Here is a 16,222-nt window from a genome sequence, read left to right on the forward strand (position 1 = left end):
GTCACCTTGCCCCGGCCGTCGCGGCGCGATTGGTCGAGCGTCGCTCCAGCTCTCCGTACCAGGCGGTGAGGGCCTGGCCGAGGGGCCCGTCGACCGTGTCGGCCGCCCGCCACGCCTGCTCGCGCTTGCCGTCCTTCCACAGCCGGTAGCTGCGCAGGGTCTCGGCCATCGCGTCCCAGCCGGGGTGGCCGGTCACGTCACGGGCCTCGACCTGGTCGAGCAGGCCGTCGAAGCCGTTCCAGGGTGTTCGCAGGTCGGGCATGATCTCACTCGCCGGCAGCGAGGTGAGCGTGTCGGCCTGCTCGATGTGTTCGTCGTAGATGTGCAGCGAGCCGATGTGCAGGTGGAACTCGCCGAGTTCCGCGTCGAGCCATCCGGCCACCAGCTCGTGCAGCACGGTGTAGAAGAACACGTCGTACGGCATGCCGATCCATACGTCCTGGCCGCGCATCGTGGTCGCCATGTGCAGGCGGCCGGCGCGCAGGTGGAACCGGAATCCGAGGGTGCAGGGCACGTCCTTGTGCCCGACGGCGTCCTGGGCCGGGTCGTAGAGCTGGATCAGGGCTCGCCGGGAGTCGGGGTCGGCCTGGAGGATCTCGACGACGCGGGCGAGCTGGTCGACCTTGCCGGCCCAGTTCCGCATCCTGGGGCCGTACGCCCCCAGGAGGACGCCTTCGTCGGCGAACTGCCGCAGCCGGTTGTTGTAGTCGAAGATCCACGATGCGTCGGATCCGGACAGGTGCCAGACCGTCTCGGCGACGGCGAAGGCCGGATTCACGATGCGGGCGGGCGGGGCGTAGAGCAGGCGGGCACGCGGCTGGGTGAGCAGCAGGTGCACGTCGCGGACTTCGTGGGTGGCCATGCCCCGGGGGCTGATCTTCTCGCCGGATTTGGCCAGCGTGACGGCGCCGGAGAACAGCTCGGCGATGCTGTCGGCCGTAAGGGATGTCATCGGACGGATGCTCCTTCGTCCTTGGGCGACGCAGCGGCGCCCGGGTGGTGGTGGGTGGAGTCGTCGGCCCTCGGGCCGGAGGTGGCCCGGTCGGTGATGAGTCGGGCGATCCGAGCGGCGCTGTCTCCGCGCCACCGGCAGACCGCGTCCAGGGCCGCCCGCGGGATCGGCGCGGGGCCCCCGCGCACGCCGGAGAGTGCTTCGGCGACCTCACCGGTGGCCTCGCATCGGGTCGCCAGTCCGTGACCGGCCAGACCCAGGGTGCGTTCGCCCGGCGGGCCGATTTCGAGGACCGGGATGCCGAGCAGCGCGGCTTCGATCCCGCACGTCGAGTACGCGCTCGCTACTGCGTCAGCGCCGGCGAGGCAGCCTCGTGCTCCGACCCGGGGATCGGCCACCGCGAGGGGCGTCCCGCCGGCCCGCTTCACCAGAGCGTTGAAGGCGTCGGCTCCCTGCGCCGGGTGTGGAGCGATGACGAGCCCCCAGTCGCCGTCCGCCTCGGCGAGCCCGTCCAGGAGGAGGTCCGCGTGGGAGTTGAGGTGATCGGGGTTGAAGGGCTGGCAGGCCCACACCGCGATCCGGGCGGGCGCGCGGCGGCCCCCCGAGGCGAGCAGCTTCTCCAGGTATCGGCGCTGTGCCTGGCGGCTCAGGCCGGCGAGGACGTCGAAGCGGGGCTGCCCGAGGACGTGCACCTCGGCCTCGGGGTGGCGCGCCCACCCTCGGCCCAGGGCGAGGTCCCGCTCGCCCATGACGATGATGTCGCGGCTGTGCAGGGCCGGCCAGGCGACCGATTCCGCCGTCCAGGCCCCGTGCTGGACGTGAACCGAGTTCGCCCCGCGCCGCTCGGCGGCGTGCGCGGCCAGCACGCCCAGGGGGCTGGTGTCGTTGCTCAGCAGGACGGTGTGCGGCCGGGTGCTCGACAACATGTCGTCGAGCCAGCTCTCCGCCCGCACCACCGTCCGCCACGATGGCTGGGTGCAGCCCCCGCTGGTCTCCAAGAGCACCGACAGAAGCCTTATGAGCCGGGCCAGTTGGACACCGTGGCCTTCCACCTGGACGACTTGCTCGTCGTCGGGACGGTGGAGGCCCTCGGCGGTGCCGGAGAGGGTGAAGAGGTCACTCGGGGCCGAGCGCAGCTCGATACCCGTGACCGATCCCGCGCTGCACCGCTCGGCGGCATCAGTGGCGAGATCGAGCAGGAGACTCCTCTGCCCGCCGCGCGCCAGTTCGGCGAGAACCGGGGTCAGCGTGGCTGCGTGACGGGAGGTCCACGACAGCGCCAGAACGTCCTGCCGTCCGAGATCCGAGGGGAGCGGACTCGGCTCCGTGTTCGCCGTACTCGTCCGGGCGCGGTTGCGGAGCTGGGCGGAGCGGGTCGGGTTGTGCGGTGCCGCAGCACCGAGCACGTACGCGACGCCGGACCACGTCACGGTGTAGGCCAGGTACTCACGCGAGCTGCTCGAACGCAGTCCCACGAGTCCTTCGTACGGGGCCAGGGTCAGGGGCCCTGGGGTCGAGGCGAACGGTGCCCAGCCGTTCAGGGCCAGGAGCTTGCGCACGATCTCGGCGACGAAGCGTCGCACGGGGACGTGCTGGACGTGGAGCCAGCCGGCTCCGCCCGGGGTGGAGGCCAGTGTGGCGCTGTAGTGGTCGAGGGCTGCCATGACGTCTTCGACGCCGGAGCGCAGTACCTGCTTGTCGACGGTCGTTGCTTCCAGGTTCGTGGTGTGGACGTGGTCGGTTCGCGCGTGCGCCAGGGCACCGGTTCCCACGAGAGCCCACATCGGCTTCCCGGTGTTGGTGGAGCGGACCAGGCCGAGGCCGCCAGTCGTGCGGGGACTCACACCGTGCTCCCCTCGACGAGCTGCTTGGCGGGGAGGAGGAGGCTCAGCAGTTCCTTGGGCGACGCGGCCGTCTCGGGGTCGGGAGCCGTCGGCTGCCCGTAGCCCCATGCAGCGTGTACATAGGGGACGCCGGCGCGTGCGGCCGACTCCTGGTCGACCGCCATGTCACCCACGTAGACGGCGGAGGCAGGGTCGACTCCCAGGTCGACCAGCGCCAGGAGGAGCGGGTCCGGGGCCGGCTTCGTCCGGCCCGCTCCTGCGGGCGTGCGGATGGTCGCGAAGGGACACCCGAGGCGCGCGAGGAGCGGGGCCGCCCGGTCGACGTGCTTGGACGTCACGACGCCCAGCCGCCAGTCGGCGGCCACGAAGGCGTGGAGCGTCTCGACGATGCCGGCGAACTCCTCCGCGAGATGCGCGGTGGCCACGGACTCCGCCTCGTACGTCTGGCGGACCGCCTCGGTGTCAGTCAGGCCCAATCGCTGCATGATGTCCCCGAACTCGCGACCCAGGTGGCGCTCGTAGTCGCGGAAGGGGAGCGCGACGCCATGGAACTCCTGGACCCTCTGCCACGCCTTCCGCATCACCGGACGCGTGTCGAGCAGGACGCCGTCGAGGTCTAGAAGAAGAGCGCGCGACCTGTGGTCGCTCGGCGCGGCCGGAGCCGGTGGCGATTCGTGAGTGGGAACGGTCATGATCATCCTCTCGTCAGGGTGGCTGTTGCGCCTCAGGGGGCCGAGGCCGGCTCGAGTTCCAACTCGGGATACCGGGCCGGGCCAATCAGGCCGCTTCCTGCGGGTCGTCAGTCGAAGGCGAGACCGATCCGTTCGGCGCGGCCGGCAGGCGCGAGAGCCAGTGAAAGCACGAGAGGTTGAAGCCACGCCCCCGAACCTCACCGGCGGGCACGGCGAAGAGATCGATGCCCTCTTCGCTGGGCGCCGATGGGGCGGCCTCCCGGATGGCGAGGAGCGCTTCGCCCTGCTCGCGGTGCGGCAGGAGGCGCGGCGCACGATCGGTGTGTCCCTCGAAAGTCATGGTCAGCCCTCGGTCAGGTGTATTTGAAGGTGAAGGCGAGCGCGACGCTCGCGGTGGCGATCAGGGCGATCTGGGCGCTGATCTGCCGCCAGCCCCAGCCCTTCCTGTCCATCCAGAGCAGTGGACGCCTTCAAGTCGGCGCGACGGGCTCCTCGGAGATCACGAGGTGGAGAAACGCCCGGCAGTGCTCGCCCAGATGTTTAATCACGGCGTGGTACTCGTCGTCATCGGAGCTGATGTTGTGCCGGTCGAGGACCATAACGCCGTCGGCCAAGCCCTCGCGGAGCTGCCGCTCGGCTTCCCGCCAACCAGGTCGATCCCAAGGCGGCATGTAGACGCCCTGGCTCGCACTGGACGCCGGGAAGTACGTCGTGGTCACCGGGACAGCCACATCGTGGAGCCGGGCGGCGATCGCGTAACCGAGCTGGTCGGCCTCAGCCTGCAGCGTCCCCCAGTCCTCGTCGGGTCGGGTTCTCGGACTCGGTACCAAGCTGTACGCCAGCACACGCAGCGGCTGATCGTCCTGCGTGTCAACGACCTGTCGGTAGAAGTGCTGTCGGATGCCTCCGAGATGGCCAGCTCGGGACTGGCGCTTCACCGGGAGAGGTGCAGGGCCCTCTCGGGTGTCATTGCCAGCAATCGGCGACCCACCGCCCGTGTGCTTCTCACGCCCCCGGTCGAAGGCAACGAGGCTCAACACGTCAGGTCCGTGCTTGACTGCGTCGTGCGGCGACATGGAGGTGCCTCCGTGAGAGTGGGGATGACCGCGTACGTAGTTCGGCCGCCGCCCGCGACGCCCCACCGAAGCGACAGGCAGGCGACGAGGTGCAGCCCTCGACCACCGAGGCTGGCGGCACTTGCACGTCGTCGCCTCGCCGGTGCGGTGCTGTCGTCAGTGACTCGGATTCGAAGCTCGTGGTCGTCGTATCGCAGTCGCAGTCGGACATCCCCGGAACCGTGGATGATCGCGTTGGATACCAACTCCGAGACGACGAGCCGGGCGTCTTCTGCCGACGCCTCCGGCAACGACCACTGCTTCAGGACGGTGGCCGTGGTTCGTCGTGCATGAGCGACGTGCTTATCCACCGGCTTCATGACCATCTCGAAGACGTGAGAGGCCAGTGGACACCGAGCGGTCGCGGCGCCGACGACGTGGGCGCCACCGTCGTCGCCCCCAGGTCGGGGTGGCGATGCTGTCCGGTGCGTGGTCATGCGCATATCGCACCGTGGCTGCGCGATCCGGAACAGGGGAAACCGGAGGGGGGAATTTTTTGTCAAGGGGGAAAAACAGGGGGAGTTGAGGGGAGTATTGGCTCTCTCCCACGGATAGGGTCAGACTCATGGCAGTGGATCCATTTGCCGAGCTGCTCCGTCACCTGCGGCGTAACGCGAATCGGACGCAGGACGAGCAGGCCGGTGCGATCAACGCCGCTTCCGGCCGGGCAACGGTGACCCGCCGAGAGGTCAATCGGTACGAGAACGGTGCCAACGTTCCGACGGACCACACCCTGGGGAACATCGCTTTGGCCTGCGGCGTCCCGCTGGAGCCGCTGCTTCGCGAGGCGAAAGCCGCCCGCGCCAGGCGGCGCGAGAAGAACAAGGCCGAAGCGGAGGACCTGGACGACGTGAAACGCCGAACGCTGCTGGGAGGCGCGGCCATCGGTGCGGCTGCGGCTGCCGAGCCGTGGGGCCGGCTGGCCTACGCACTCAGCAAGGGTTCCAAGATCGACCCTGAGTCCGCGGGGGTGCTTATCGATCATGCGGCCCGCTTGCACGTGGCCGAGCTGAACGAGAGCGCGCTCAGCCTGCAGGCTCGGGTCGAGGCGCACTTGGACGCGATCACCGCAGCCCTACCCCGCGCCGGAGCCCACGAGCGAGCCCTGACCATCGCGGCGGGGGAGACCGCTGCTCTTGCTGGATGGGTTGCCTGGGACCTCGGCGAGCACGACAAGGCCACTTCCTACTACGGAGTGACCTCGGAGTGCGCGAAGAAGGCTGGACACCCCCCGCTACGCGCCCTCGCTCTGGGCTACGCGAGCCACGGTGCCCCCAGCCCTGCGAAGGCGCTGGAGATGCTTTCGCAGGCAGCTCAAGACGTACGCGGACGTGGCAATGCAACCGCCGCAGCGTGGGCCCTGGGCCGGTACGCGGAGGAGGCCGCTCAGTCAGGCGATGACGCTGGCGCCCTTCGTGCTCTCGACCAGGCCAAGTTCGCCTATGACTTCGCCGATCATACGAGCGAGCAGGCGTGGGTCCGCTTCGTGACGCCGTACCGGATGGACTCCTTGGCCCTCTCGGTCTACGGCGAACTCAAGCGTCAGGAACTTTCGGCCACCGCCGACTCCGCAGTCGAGCGCCTCGGCGGTGGACTACCCGAGTCCGGTGTGGTCGTCCTGGGTGACCTGGCGTCCGCCCTCCTGCGCGGCGGCGACGTAGAGCGCGGGGCCTACGTCGCGCACCAGTTCGCCGTGGCGGCGGAGTCGAAGCCCAACACCATGGGCCGGCAGCGGGCCCAGGCCATCGCTGCCGGGCTCCCCGACACTGAGCATGACCTGGCCAGCCACCTGCTGACGTTCGCGTCGCTGTGAAGCGTCGAAGCGCACAGGCTCGGTGAGAGCGAGGCGCTGTAGTGGAGACCTCTACCGTGGGCGCGTCTCGTCGACGACCCAGGACAGGTACGCCTCCGACCCTCCGGTCACAGGCAGCGTGACCCACTGAGGGACGTCGTACGGGTGCCTCTCGTGCAGCCATGCCTCAAGCGCGGGGAGGCGATCCGACGACGTCATGTAGGAGATCCGCCACTCCTGAGCCGCCTCGACCTTCCCCTGCCACCAGTAGAAGGCGCTGATGGGCGCATCAATGTGGACGCCCGCCGCCAACTTGCTCTCAACAGCGCCTCTGGCGAGGGACTTCGCCAGATCCTCGTCGTCACTCGTCGTCTGCGCGATCACGATCTCGTGGTCCATGCGGCTACCTCTCCAGCTCGGGTACCGCGACCCTATCCATCTGTTCGACACAGGCCAGCGGGTGGTAGTCAGTGGGAGACCACCCCAGGCCGACCACCCCTGGAGAGCCGTCGAATGCCGCCGTCCGCACGGCGCCCAATCGGTGCCGACCGAGAGTGAGCCCTTTCCAACCTGATGTCTGCGTCAGGGTGCTGACGAGTGAGGGCTGTACGGAACGATGAAGCTCCTGGTAGACGGGTTCTCGACCAAGATCACCCGTGTCTGCCACGAGCTTCACGTGCTTGTCTACCCATCCTCGATCGATCTGTCCAGCCGCACCCTGAGATACCTGAGCAGGCAACTCGCCGCTCGGCGGCGAGAGATCGGGACACGATGGCGTCGGTTGTCGGCCGGCCGCCAAGCTCTGCTGGTCCTGGCCCACCTGCGGTGCGGCGATACGTATGCCCAGCTCGCCGCGGGGTTCGGCATCGGAGTCGCGACCGTGTTCCGCTACATACACGAGGCTGTCGAGGCGCTGGCTGCCCTCGCGCCGACCCTGGACGAGGCCATGAAGGTGATCCGGGCGAAGGCATTCGTCATCCTGGACGGCACCCTGCTGACGATCGACCGGATCGCAGCCGATACCCCGTACTACTCCGGTAAGCACAAGCGGCACGGCATGAACGTGCAGGTCCTGACCGACCCTTTCGGGCGGCTGATGTGGGCCCCGCCAGCCCTGCCCGGAGCCACCCAGCCACCCACGATCTGACCGCCGCCCGAACCCACGGAATCATCGAGCCCTCGCTACCGCCGGGCTGAAATGCTGGGCGGACAAGGCATATCAAGGCGCCGGCCGCCTCGTGCGAGTGCCGTTCCGGGGCCGCCGCCTAAAGGGATGGAGACGGTGCTACAACAGCACCCACGCCAAGATCCGCTGCCTCGGCGAGCAGGCCATGGCCATCCTGAAGCTGGCGCCTGCTACGGAAACTCCGCTGCATCACCAACCGGATCACCGACATCGTGAAGGCCGTCCTGGTCCTTCACCACGCCTCAGCCTGAGGTTGGAAAAGGCTCAATGGCCTGGCATCCATACCTCCGGAATACCGCGCACCGCCAGCACGTCAAGAGTCTGAATAAAGATCAACACAAGGTCCTTCCCTGCATTTCTCGAAGCAAGACGTCCAGATTCTTCAAACCGCTCAACACGGCTTCCACCGGAAGGCCGAAGTCGATGAGGCAGGCGATTTCATCGACGCCTATCCGGCTGAACTCCTCGGCGACGGAAAGGGCATGGTCGACCGTGCCGATGAGACTGCAATCGTGCATGTACTTCTCATACGCTGGCTGAACCGCAAGGCGAGCGAGCCTAAGTTGACTCTGGGCATCCACGCGGGAGCCATCAGCGGGCCGCATCAGGTTCATCGCGCTCATGAGGTACTCCTCCAGCGGGCCGCGAATCTCCTGCTCAACCTCGGATTTTCTCTGCCCCACGTAGGCGTGGAGCATGAGCGTGACATGTCCCATGCCCGGGCTTCCGCTGCCCCGAAAGGCTCTGCGGTACTCCTGGATCCGTTGAGCCAACACCGCAGGGGACTGGGAGGCCAGATGGGTCAGCACGCCGACGCCGAGACGGCCGGCTGCAGCAAAGGTCTCAGGGCTGCCTCCGGAAGAAAGCCAGAGCGGAATTCCTGGGTCGCCATCCTGTCGCATTTTACGCAGAGCATGCACGGCCTCCATTGTCGACCGAACGCGGTCTTCAAATCTGGTCGGGTTCAGGACAAAATCACCACGATTCCATCCTGAAGCAAGCGACACACCGGCCCGCCCATTCGAGGAGGCGTTGATCAGCCACCAGTCCCTGGCGATCTGATCGGGGTTGTGAAGCGGCGCGACAACGCTTCCAGCACGTACCGCAACCCTTTCCGTGACGGCCGCAACGGCTGCCCCGGTGACAGCAGGATTCGGATAGTTTCCACCGAAGCGATGAAAGTGACGCTCGGGCGTCCACACAGCAGTGAAGCCATGAGTGTCGGCGAACCGTGCACCTTGCAGCAACAGTTCGTAACGTTGTGCGACTTGCCGGTTCGAATCATCCGCGAAGTAGAATAGACTAAGATCCACGATCAGGCTTCCTTTCTCCGGCCTGGCCGATTGTTGAGGATGTTGTGAGAAGAATTATCGGCCGAAGTACTCGGTACCGTGATCGGGACCATGAGTCAGGAATCCTGCCACCGCGTGACCGTGATCTGCGGTCCTCGAGACGCTGTGCGCCACTGTCGGCAGGACGACGTCAGCCGCCACCACGCCGCCACGGAGGTACTCCCTGATGACCTGCTTCGTCGCCGCGTGCGCCTGAGTGGGACCGGTGGCGAGATCCAACGAGAATGCGTGTGCTTCATCCGCGAACGACGCGGGCTCGAACAGGGCGTTGACGACCCCCCAGTCCGCAAGCGTCGATGCTCGGTACAGCCTGCCCGTCATCACGAGCTCCCGGGCTCTTGAGACCCCTGCCCGTTCAGCGAGGCGTTGCGTCCCGCCCATCGCAGGCGTGAACGCCACTCTTCGCTCGACCAATCCGAACCGCGCACCACCCACGGCAACGATGAAGTCGCAGGCCAGCGCGATTTCGAAGGCGGCGGTGAGAGTGAGTGAATGGGCTGCGAACACCGTAGGGCACGGCAGCCACTCCAAGGTTTGGACGATACTCAGATTGCGGCGCCAGCACTCCTCAACCTTGTCAGCAGGGGTGTCGCGGAAGATCCGGACATCGACACCCGCGCTGACGACACGCCCCTCTGCCCTGATCAACAAGGCCCGCGGCACATTGTGTTCCAGCCAGTCGGCGGCTGCGAACCACGCCTGCCACATTCCATCGTCGAAGAGGTTGTGCGGCGGATTGTCCATCGTGATCACCGCGAGGGGTCCGTCGAACGACAGACGCAACGGAGCGTTGGGATCGCCCAGGGCCCCAGGCACCGCAGTGCCGCCCGAATCAGATTTGGGCACCGGATCGTTCACGACATCCGCCGAAAGATGCTGATCGCGTTGTTTCCGCCGAATCCGAATGCGTTGTTCTGAACGTAACAGACATTCGGAACCGGTCGGGCGGCCCCGGTGACGAGATTCAGGTCGAGTTCGATCTCGCTTGGATCGACCACGGTGGGCGGCACCAGGCAATGCCTCAGCGTCAAGCAGGCTGCCACGGCACCGGCTGCGCCCGCAGCGCCCATCATGTGCCCGATTGTTCCCTTCACGGCCGTCACCGCGGCGTGGGCAAAGTCGTCGACGAAGATGCGTCCCTCAATCTCGTCGTTGATGCGGCTGCCGGTGCCGTGGGCGTAGATGACATCGATGTGGGACGCTTCGAGGCCCGCCTCTTCAAGCGCACGGCGATGGCATCTCCTGACCCCTGCAGGATCAGGCGTTGTCGGGTGGCTGGCGTCGTTGCTGATCGATGCCGCAACTAGTTCCGCGTAGGGATGCTGGTCCTGCCGCAAGGAGCGCTCCGTCTGAAGGACCAGTGCTCCTGCACCCTCGGCGGGGGTGACGAAGCGTCGGTCCCTTGAGAAGGGTCGGCATCCCGTCGGACCGATGGCCTGCAGGCTGCTGAAACCGATAATGTTCTTCTGCGAATAGGCATCGCAGCCCACCACCACCGCAGTCTCGGCTATGCCCGAAACGAGCGCATCCCGCGCGCATGAGAGGGCGGCGTTCGTCGATGCGCAGGTCGCCTGTACCGCGAAGGCCGGCCCGGCACTTCCGACGACCTGGGCAACGGAGGACGGGATGCCGGCGCTCGAGAAACGTGAGGATCCGTCACCATTGCCCGCGTAGATCGCCTCAAGGGCGTCGGCCTGGCCGTCACTGGTTCCGACGCACACCACAGATCGGGACAGCGAGGGGTCTCCGGCGAGGAAGCCGGCGTCCTCGATGGCTTCCGTCGCGGCGTACATGGCGTAGACCTCCGCCAACCGAGGCTTCGCACCCGCCTCGCTCTTGGTCGCAGCGATAGCGGCCTCGCGGGCCGACTCCGGTACCCATGCTCCCAGCGCTCCGGGCTTCATTCCCGCGTAGAGGGGCGGCAGTTCGTCGAAGTGGGGTGCTGCTGAGCAGAGGCCGTCCCAGTAGGCCTGCCTGCCTGCTCCTGCGGGTGAGATAATTCCGACACCCGTCACAAACACCCTCGACACGGTGGCTGTCATCGGCCACTCCGTCCCATATTCGCACCTTGCTCTGACAGGCGGGTGATCGTCACTTTCCCGCGAGGCCCTCTGAAGCTGAGGTACTCCATGCTGACGCTCTCTCCGATTTCCATGCGGCGGGAGGCCCGGAGAAGATCTGCCAGGGCGAAGGCACTGTTACGGCCGTAGCGATCGCGGGTAGCCCCGATCGGCCCGCGCAGGTATATCCGAGAAAGCGGCGGCTCGCCGATCTCGTCTTCTTCGTCCGGCGCATCGAACTCAAAGTCTGCTTCGAATTCGGAGCCCGCCGTGAGGCATGTATGCACGAGCCCGGGCTCACATACGAGCTCCGGTGTTTCTTTCCCGGCGTCCGCACGGGATTCCGGGCAGTAGACGTCACCCACGAGCAGCCTACTCCCGGAGCTCTCCGGGTATCCCAGACCACACAGCGCCTGCCAAAATGCCATGATCGGAGTGAGGAAGCCAGCGTTGATCGTATAGTTTCCGCCGGTGGCTCCGATGCGCATGCTCAGAAATGCCGCAGCGGAACTCGAGGTTGCGCTCGGGAAGTACTGCGAGGACATTCGCCGCCCTTGGGACTCTGCCGCACGCTGAAGTCCCAGGAGAGCAGGGGTATTTCCGTACTCGGTGCCGATGACAATGACCTGGTTGGCGGCATCTTGGGCCGCGTCGAAGGACCTCCCCACCGTATAGAGACACATGCGAGTGAACCAATCGCGATAGCGGTCGCCACCGGTTCCTATGACGTCGTATAGATCTTCGGGTGGAGAAGAAGGATCAGAGGAGTCACCTGGAATATCAAGGGCAACCAGGTCGACCTCGCCGAAATTGAACTTGAACAAGATTTCACCCTCCAGCCTCTAAATGCAGCGCTTATAACTCATCCGGGCTACAAGTTTCACGGGTACATCTGCTGCCCCATGTCGTATCAAGGGCTCTTCGAAGTGGTCGCTTCGAATCCGCCACAGAACGTTGCGCGGAGATCTCGTGGGTGGCCAGTCCTCCGGGTTGACCACGCCCCAGCGTGCGAGAGCCTGAAGAAAAAACGGGTCCGCAGCGATCCACTGCCCGTTCACGTCGACGTCGAGCCATATGTGCGGTACGAGAAAAGGGGTACCCACGAAGTATCCCGATGCCTGACGCACCACCAGTCCGGCTTCGGCGGCCACGCCAGCGAGATGCATGCTTGCTGACCTGCAGTCGGCGATGCGGTGCTCGCAGAGAAAATCCATATCTTGCGCGAGTTCGCGACTGAGCCTATGGAAGTGGAGCTTTTCCGCCTCCTCGACAAGAGCGGCGAAACCGTCCTGGAATATATGGTCGTCATTCGACAGCTGTCCGTCCAGGTCTGCGTTCCAGCCCGAACTGTCATGCACTGCCAGACCTGCTGACTGATTTTTGATTCGAGGGCTCATGGTGAAGTCGCAGCCACAATCCCCTGTATGCTCTGGGACCGGACAGGACCATGAAATCTGTATGGCACAGCGGGCTGTGGCCAGGCGAGCCGGGTTCTTGAATGTCCTCGCCCAGAGCGACATGGCGGTACGACTCGCCGATGGCAGCTCCAGATCCAGCCCCAGATTTTCAAGGTCCAGCGGATCGAATGTGACCTGCTCACCCCTGCCCTTATAGGGAAAACCCATACCGATCAGCGCGTCGACAAGCTCATTGTTGACGCCGTAGAGCGTACGCGCCTCAGCCGGCGATACGCTGTACGACCTACACCACTCAGGTTTCACCAGTGCACGATCTACGGCTTGCTTGAGTCTTTGCGAACCTACGTCGTCGTATCCCATATCCACTCACCCTTGAAGCGTAATGAAGATGAGATCAGTCTCGCCGCGCGATCGCGCTCATCGCCATCAAGTCGTTGGTGTGCGCGAGCTCTGTAATGGCCTCTGTGAGACGGCCGCGGGCCGCTTCGATGTCGAGCTCGTGTACGACTTCCTCGACGCCGAGGGCATGGATTCCCTGGATCTCTTCCGGGCTCAGTGCCGTGCCAGCCGCGACAGCCACTCTCCCCGGCCTTCCGTTCACTGCCCGGAACTGTTCTTCCGACAGCACGACCCGCTCCGCGATCTGATCGAAGGTAAGGTCATCGGTGATGTAGACGCCGGTGTTCAACTCCGCGGAAAGTTTGAGTCCAAGCCCATCGCCACACTCGGCAAGCCAGAACACCGGATCGGCATGCTGCGGAGCAGGGTATGTGTGAACGCTGTACTCCTCCTCCTCGGGTCCGGCTCGTAGCACGTGCTTTCCGCTCCAAAGGTGACGGGTCGAGAGGATCTGCGCACGGGCACGATCGATACCATCGGAATGAGCCCCCTCCTTTCGGCGCCCGACCCTCGAGAGCAGCTCTACGCGCGCGTTCGAGAGGTTGTCCACGACTGACCAGTCCTCCGCTATTCGCAGAGGGTCATGTTCCGGTTGCTCCGCTCTTTCGACACGCACCCGGATGTGCTGGGTGCTGACCGATACGGCTGCGGCTACGAGCACAGGATTCGGCTGGGCCGCGGCGACGCCACAGTCACCATGGGTTAGCCATATAGAGTGGAAGCCACAGAGCTCCGCGATACGCGCGGCTTCCACCACCGCCCGCCAGCCCTCTTTCTCCCAACTGCCACCGACGCCGAGTGGTACCGAAAGCCCGCAGAGCCGTTTATCGTCGTCGCGCGGCGCCTCACGCGAAGTCGTCATTTCCTATCCCCCAACTCCATGGCCAGAGCTTCCCACAGGTAGGCGGTGGCCGTACCCAAACGTTCGAAGCGCTCGTCCATGCGAGCCGCGATCGATATCGAGGACGTAGATTCGAACTTGAGCGACTGCAGTCCGAGTACACGCCAGTCGCCCATGAGCGTCCGGCACAGATCGGAGACATACTCCGGCGCTTCGGCCCGGCACAATGAATGTTCAAGCAGTTTCAAACTCGGGAGAACGTAGAGAACATTCACATGGTCGAAGATACGCCGTGCCACATTCCTGGAGACATCCCCTTCGCTCGCCATGGCCTCTCGGCACAGAAGCCTGTATTCGTGGATGGCGTTGAAATAACAGGAATTCGTGCGGAATGCCTCCGCTTGCCTCAGAAGGCCCATCGTCGCGAGGCCCCTGCTGTCGGCCACGTATTCACGCACCGCGACCAGTGTGTGGAGTCTCCCCATGTGATCGAGGGACTTAGAACGTAGGCGGTCAAGAATTGCACCTTCGAATGCGGTGTCCGTCATCCAAGCAACACAGGAATAACGGCTGCGCTCATCAACGAGCGAGTCGAAGACCTTGATCCATCTCAGATCTGCCGACTGCTCCAGGACCAAGACGGCGTGCATGAAGCCTGGATGGGATGAGTAGACATCGGCATAGTCCAGATGCGCGGAGTTGACCCAGATGGCGACACCGGCGTGCTCGGCCAACAGGCCCTGCAGTTGCTCGCGCCACTCGTCCGGCTTGATCGCGACGGCTTGGGTCTCGTACCCGAGCGAAGTCAGGCCGGAGAGGATGACGGACTCCACTCCGAACACCAGTTCCGGATGTGACCGTTCATCCAGGCCAGCCTGGAGTAGATAGCCGCCTCCAGCCTCCATGATGGCCGCCTCCTCGACCTGCCGACCAAGGAGTAGCGTCATCCGCTGGAGACTCCCCGAGAAGCAGTTGCGGGCCGCTACGGGGAATTGTTCGACTTTGCCCGCCTTCACGTGCTCGATGTCAGATCCCATGAGCAGACCCTCAGATCTCGTCGAGCGCAGCGATGAGACGCTGAGGGTCGTGGTTCTCCGTTTGGGCCAGCAGGCCCAGCAGCATGCGCTCGATACCAAAGGCGATGCACATGGAATGCATCGCAGGGCCTTCCGCCGCGGTACCTATGCGAAAGGACGTAGTGAACAGATCTTGGTGCAGGTTGCGAGAGCCGATGGCGACCTCGCTCCCATCGCCCCAGGGAACAGATATTTCCCTCTTGACGCCACGCGCGAGCTGCACCCTACGCGTCACCTCTGCGCGGTCGCCGTAAAAGACGTCGTTCGCCGTGCTGACGGACACCTGACTGTGCAGCTTGCCGACCAGATCGACGGCTTCGTTGAACGCCGACTCGCCGTGGCCCATCACCAGGTCTTCATCTCCGATGAGGACGAACTCACGCATCGTGAAGCTCGCCAGCCGGAAGGCCTCGTGCGAGGGTTCGAACCGATGGCAGGTCCCACGTGCCGTGTAGCAACGCAGGTCCCAGCGCTGGTTGATGTCCGAGAGGTGAGCGAACGTGTGGTAGCAGGTGGACGGGCTGAGCACCCACTCGTCCTGCTTCGAAATCTCAACCGAAGCGACCTCATGGGGCGCCGCACTCATGGGAATACAGGGGAGCTTGTCGAAGAAGTCGATCGCCTCGAGCACTCCCCGCTGAACCAAAGTGGTACAGGAATGCGGAATAAGCGGGAAGCACTTCTCGAAGAAGCGAACCAGCGCGCGGTCCAGCGCCTCGAACGCTTCGAAGAGCGGACCGTGAAAACGGTAACCGATGAGCCCGGTATTATTCACTACCGATGAAATCAGATGCCGGGCATGCAATTCGTCGAGCATGGTGTCGCCGCACGCCTTGGAGATCTCCTGCGTTCCTTGCATTCAGCCCGCCTCCCGGCTGACCGCAAGCCAAAGCTCTTCGACGGTTGCCACATTCGCCGAAACGTCATCGCTCAACTCGATACTGTACTCGCTCTCTAGGTTCACGATGAGATCCATGAGTTTCAGCGAATCGACGCCCAGTTCATTCCGCAGGTTCTGCTCGCTGGTGATCACGAGATCCTCCGTAATTTCTGCGACGGACCGCAGTATGGCTTCGAATCGGGCATCGAACATTGCCGCTCCACCTTCTTTCGTTCATATGGTGCGCCGGCCTGCAATCGGCGCAGGCTGCACGGCTCGAGGGGCGCGTCGGCCTACGTAGGGCTACGCAAGATACTTCAGTACCGTGATCCGTAGGCTACGGATACTCTTGAAGGTCTCAAAAGAAAGATCCTCATCGGAGAGGGCGACATTGAAGGCTTGCTCCACTGCCACGAGGATTCCGATCGTACCCACCGAGTTCAAGCCGAAGTCCTTCAGGTTGTCATCCGGGTGGATAGGAATATGGGGTTCGATATCTGGGCAATACTCCCTGATAATGCCTTCCAACTGTGCATCAATCGTTTCTGTGCCCATGCGAGACCTCCTGCAGTAAGGAGTCGAAAGTCGTCCAGTTTCTCTGACTGTCCACTCCCA

General features: G+C 64.8%; 18 protein-coding genes and 1 pseudogene. 2 read left to right on the plus strand and 17 right to left on the minus strand.

Going from position 1 to position 16,222, the window contains the following annotated elements; genetic code table 11:
- Position 1: 1 nt before the first annotated feature.
- The 6 genes from P8A20_RS07330 to P8A20_RS07355 all read right to left on the minus strand — a co-directional run bounded on the left by P8A20_RS07330 (position 2) and on the right by P8A20_RS07355 (position 5,046).
- A complete protein-coding gene (locus tag P8A20_RS07330; protein ID WP_306103142.1) occupies positions 2-952 on the minus strand; it encodes a thymidylate synthase in 951 nt (316 codons plus the stop codon).
- Positions 949-2,796, minus strand: a complete 1,848-nt coding sequence (locus P8A20_RS07335) for a hypothetical protein (protein WP_306103143.1) — start codon at positions 2,794-2,796, stop codon at positions 949-951. Before P8A20_RS07335 ends, P8A20_RS07330 begins: the two co-directional genes overlap by 4 nt.
- Positions 2,793-3,488, minus strand: a complete 696-nt coding sequence (locus tag P8A20_RS07340) for an HAD family hydrolase (protein WP_306103144.1) — start codon at positions 3,486-3,488, stop codon at positions 2,793-2,795. Before P8A20_RS07340 ends, P8A20_RS07335 begins: the two co-directional genes overlap by 4 nt.
- Positions 3,489-3,573: 85 nt before the next feature.
- Positions 3,574-3,828 (minus strand): hypothetical protein, encoded by a 255-nt coding sequence (locus tag P8A20_RS07345; RefSeq protein ID WP_306103145.1) that lies wholly within the window; start codon positions 3,826-3,828, stop codon positions 3,574-3,576.
- Positions 3,829-3,958: 130 nt separating this feature from the next.
- Positions 3,959-4,564 (minus strand): hypothetical protein, encoded by a 606-nt coding sequence (locus P8A20_RS07350; RefSeq protein ID WP_306103146.1) that lies wholly within the window; start codon positions 4,562-4,564, stop codon positions 3,959-3,961.
- Entirely contained in the window at positions 4,522-5,046 is a 525-nt protein-coding gene (locus P8A20_RS07355; RefSeq protein WP_327435621.1) for an ATP-binding protein, read from the minus strand. Before P8A20_RS07355 ends, P8A20_RS07350 begins: the two co-directional genes overlap by 43 nt.
- Positions 5,047-5,168: 122 nt before the next feature.
- On the opposite strand from P8A20_RS07355, the gene P8A20_RS07360 reads away from it, so the two are divergent.
- Positions 5,169-6,416 (plus strand): helix-turn-helix domain-containing protein, encoded by a 1,248-nt coding sequence (locus tag P8A20_RS07360; RefSeq protein ID WP_306103147.1) that lies wholly within the window; start codon positions 5,169-5,171, stop codon positions 6,414-6,416.
- Positions 6,417-6,467: 51 nt separating this feature from the next.
- Here P8A20_RS07360 and cutA read toward each other — a convergent pair whose 3' ends face one another.
- The gene (cutA, locus tag P8A20_RS07365; protein WP_306103148.1) at positions 6,468-6,794 is read right to left on the minus strand and encodes a divalent-cation tolerance protein CutA; all 327 of its coding nucleotides are present in this window, start codon (positions 6,792-6,794) and stop codon (positions 6,468-6,470) included.
- Between the two features lie 277 nt (positions 6,795-7,071).
- On the opposite strand from cutA, the pseudogene P8A20_RS07370 reads away from it, so the two are divergent.
- A pseudogene (locus tag P8A20_RS07370) lies at positions 7,072-7,832 on the plus strand (transposase family protein).
- Between the two features lie 81 nt (positions 7,833-7,913).
- On the opposite strand, the gene P8A20_RS07375 reads toward P8A20_RS07370, so the two are convergent.
- The 10 genes from P8A20_RS07375 to P8A20_RS07420 all read right to left on the minus strand — a co-directional run bounded on the left by P8A20_RS07375 (position 7,914) and on the right by P8A20_RS07420 (position 16,162).
- Positions 7,914-8,894, minus strand: a complete 981-nt coding sequence (locus P8A20_RS07375) for an LLM class flavin-dependent oxidoreductase (protein ID WP_306103149.1) — start codon at positions 8,892-8,894, stop codon at positions 7,914-7,916.
- 54 nt (positions 8,895-8,948) lie between these two features.
- Entirely contained in the window at positions 8,949-9,791 is an 843-nt protein-coding gene (locus tag P8A20_RS07380) for an enoyl-CoA hydratase/isomerase family protein (protein ID WP_306103150.1), read from the minus strand.
- Positions 9,788-10,975 (minus strand): beta-ketoacyl synthase N-terminal-like domain-containing protein, encoded by a 1,188-nt coding sequence (locus P8A20_RS07385; protein WP_306103151.1) that lies wholly within the window; start codon positions 10,973-10,975, stop codon positions 9,788-9,790. The genes P8A20_RS07380 and P8A20_RS07385 overlap by 4 nt, the downstream gene beginning before the upstream one ends.
- Positions 10,972-11,817 (minus strand): hypothetical protein, encoded by an 846-nt coding sequence (locus P8A20_RS07390; protein WP_306103152.1) that lies wholly within the window; start codon positions 11,815-11,817, stop codon positions 10,972-10,974. Before P8A20_RS07390 ends, P8A20_RS07385 begins: the two co-directional genes overlap by 4 nt.
- An 18-nt stretch (positions 11,818-11,835) precedes the next feature.
- Positions 11,836-12,771 carry a hypothetical protein gene (locus P8A20_RS07395; protein ID WP_306103153.1) on the minus strand — a complete coding sequence of 312 codons (936 nt, stop codon included), beginning with the start codon at positions 12,769-12,771 and terminating at the stop codon, positions 11,836-11,838.
- Between the two features lie 34 nt (positions 12,772-12,805).
- Positions 12,806-13,672, minus strand: coding sequence for an LLM class flavin-dependent oxidoreductase (locus tag P8A20_RS07400; RefSeq protein ID WP_306103154.1), 867 nt, complete (start codon positions 13,670-13,672; stop codon positions 12,806-12,808).
- Entirely contained in the window at positions 13,669-14,688 is a 1,020-nt protein-coding gene (locus P8A20_RS07405; RefSeq protein WP_306103155.1) for a hypothetical protein, read from the minus strand. Before P8A20_RS07405 ends, P8A20_RS07400 begins: the two co-directional genes overlap by 4 nt.
- A gap of 10 nt (positions 14,689-14,698) precedes the next feature.
- Positions 14,699-15,586 (minus strand): class-II aminoacyl-tRNA synthetase family protein, encoded by an 888-nt coding sequence (locus P8A20_RS07410; protein ID WP_306103156.1) that lies wholly within the window; start codon positions 15,584-15,586, stop codon positions 14,699-14,701.
- Positions 15,587-15,820, minus strand: a complete 234-nt coding sequence (locus P8A20_RS07415) for an acyl carrier protein (protein WP_306103157.1) — start codon at positions 15,818-15,820, stop codon at positions 15,587-15,589. It abuts the gene before it with no gap.
- A 90-nt stretch (positions 15,821-15,910) separates the two neighbouring features.
- Complete coding sequence (locus P8A20_RS07420) at positions 15,911-16,162, minus strand: phosphopantetheine-binding protein (protein ID WP_306103158.1); 252 nt, start codon at positions 16,160-16,162, stop codon at positions 15,911-15,913.
- Positions 16,163-16,222: the final 60 nt, after the last annotated feature.

This window comes from Streptomyces sp. Alt3, from assembly GCF_030719215.1.
GTDB classification, from domain to species: Bacteria; Actinomycetota; Actinomycetes; order Streptomycetales; family Streptomycetaceae; genus Streptomyces; species Streptomyces glycanivorans.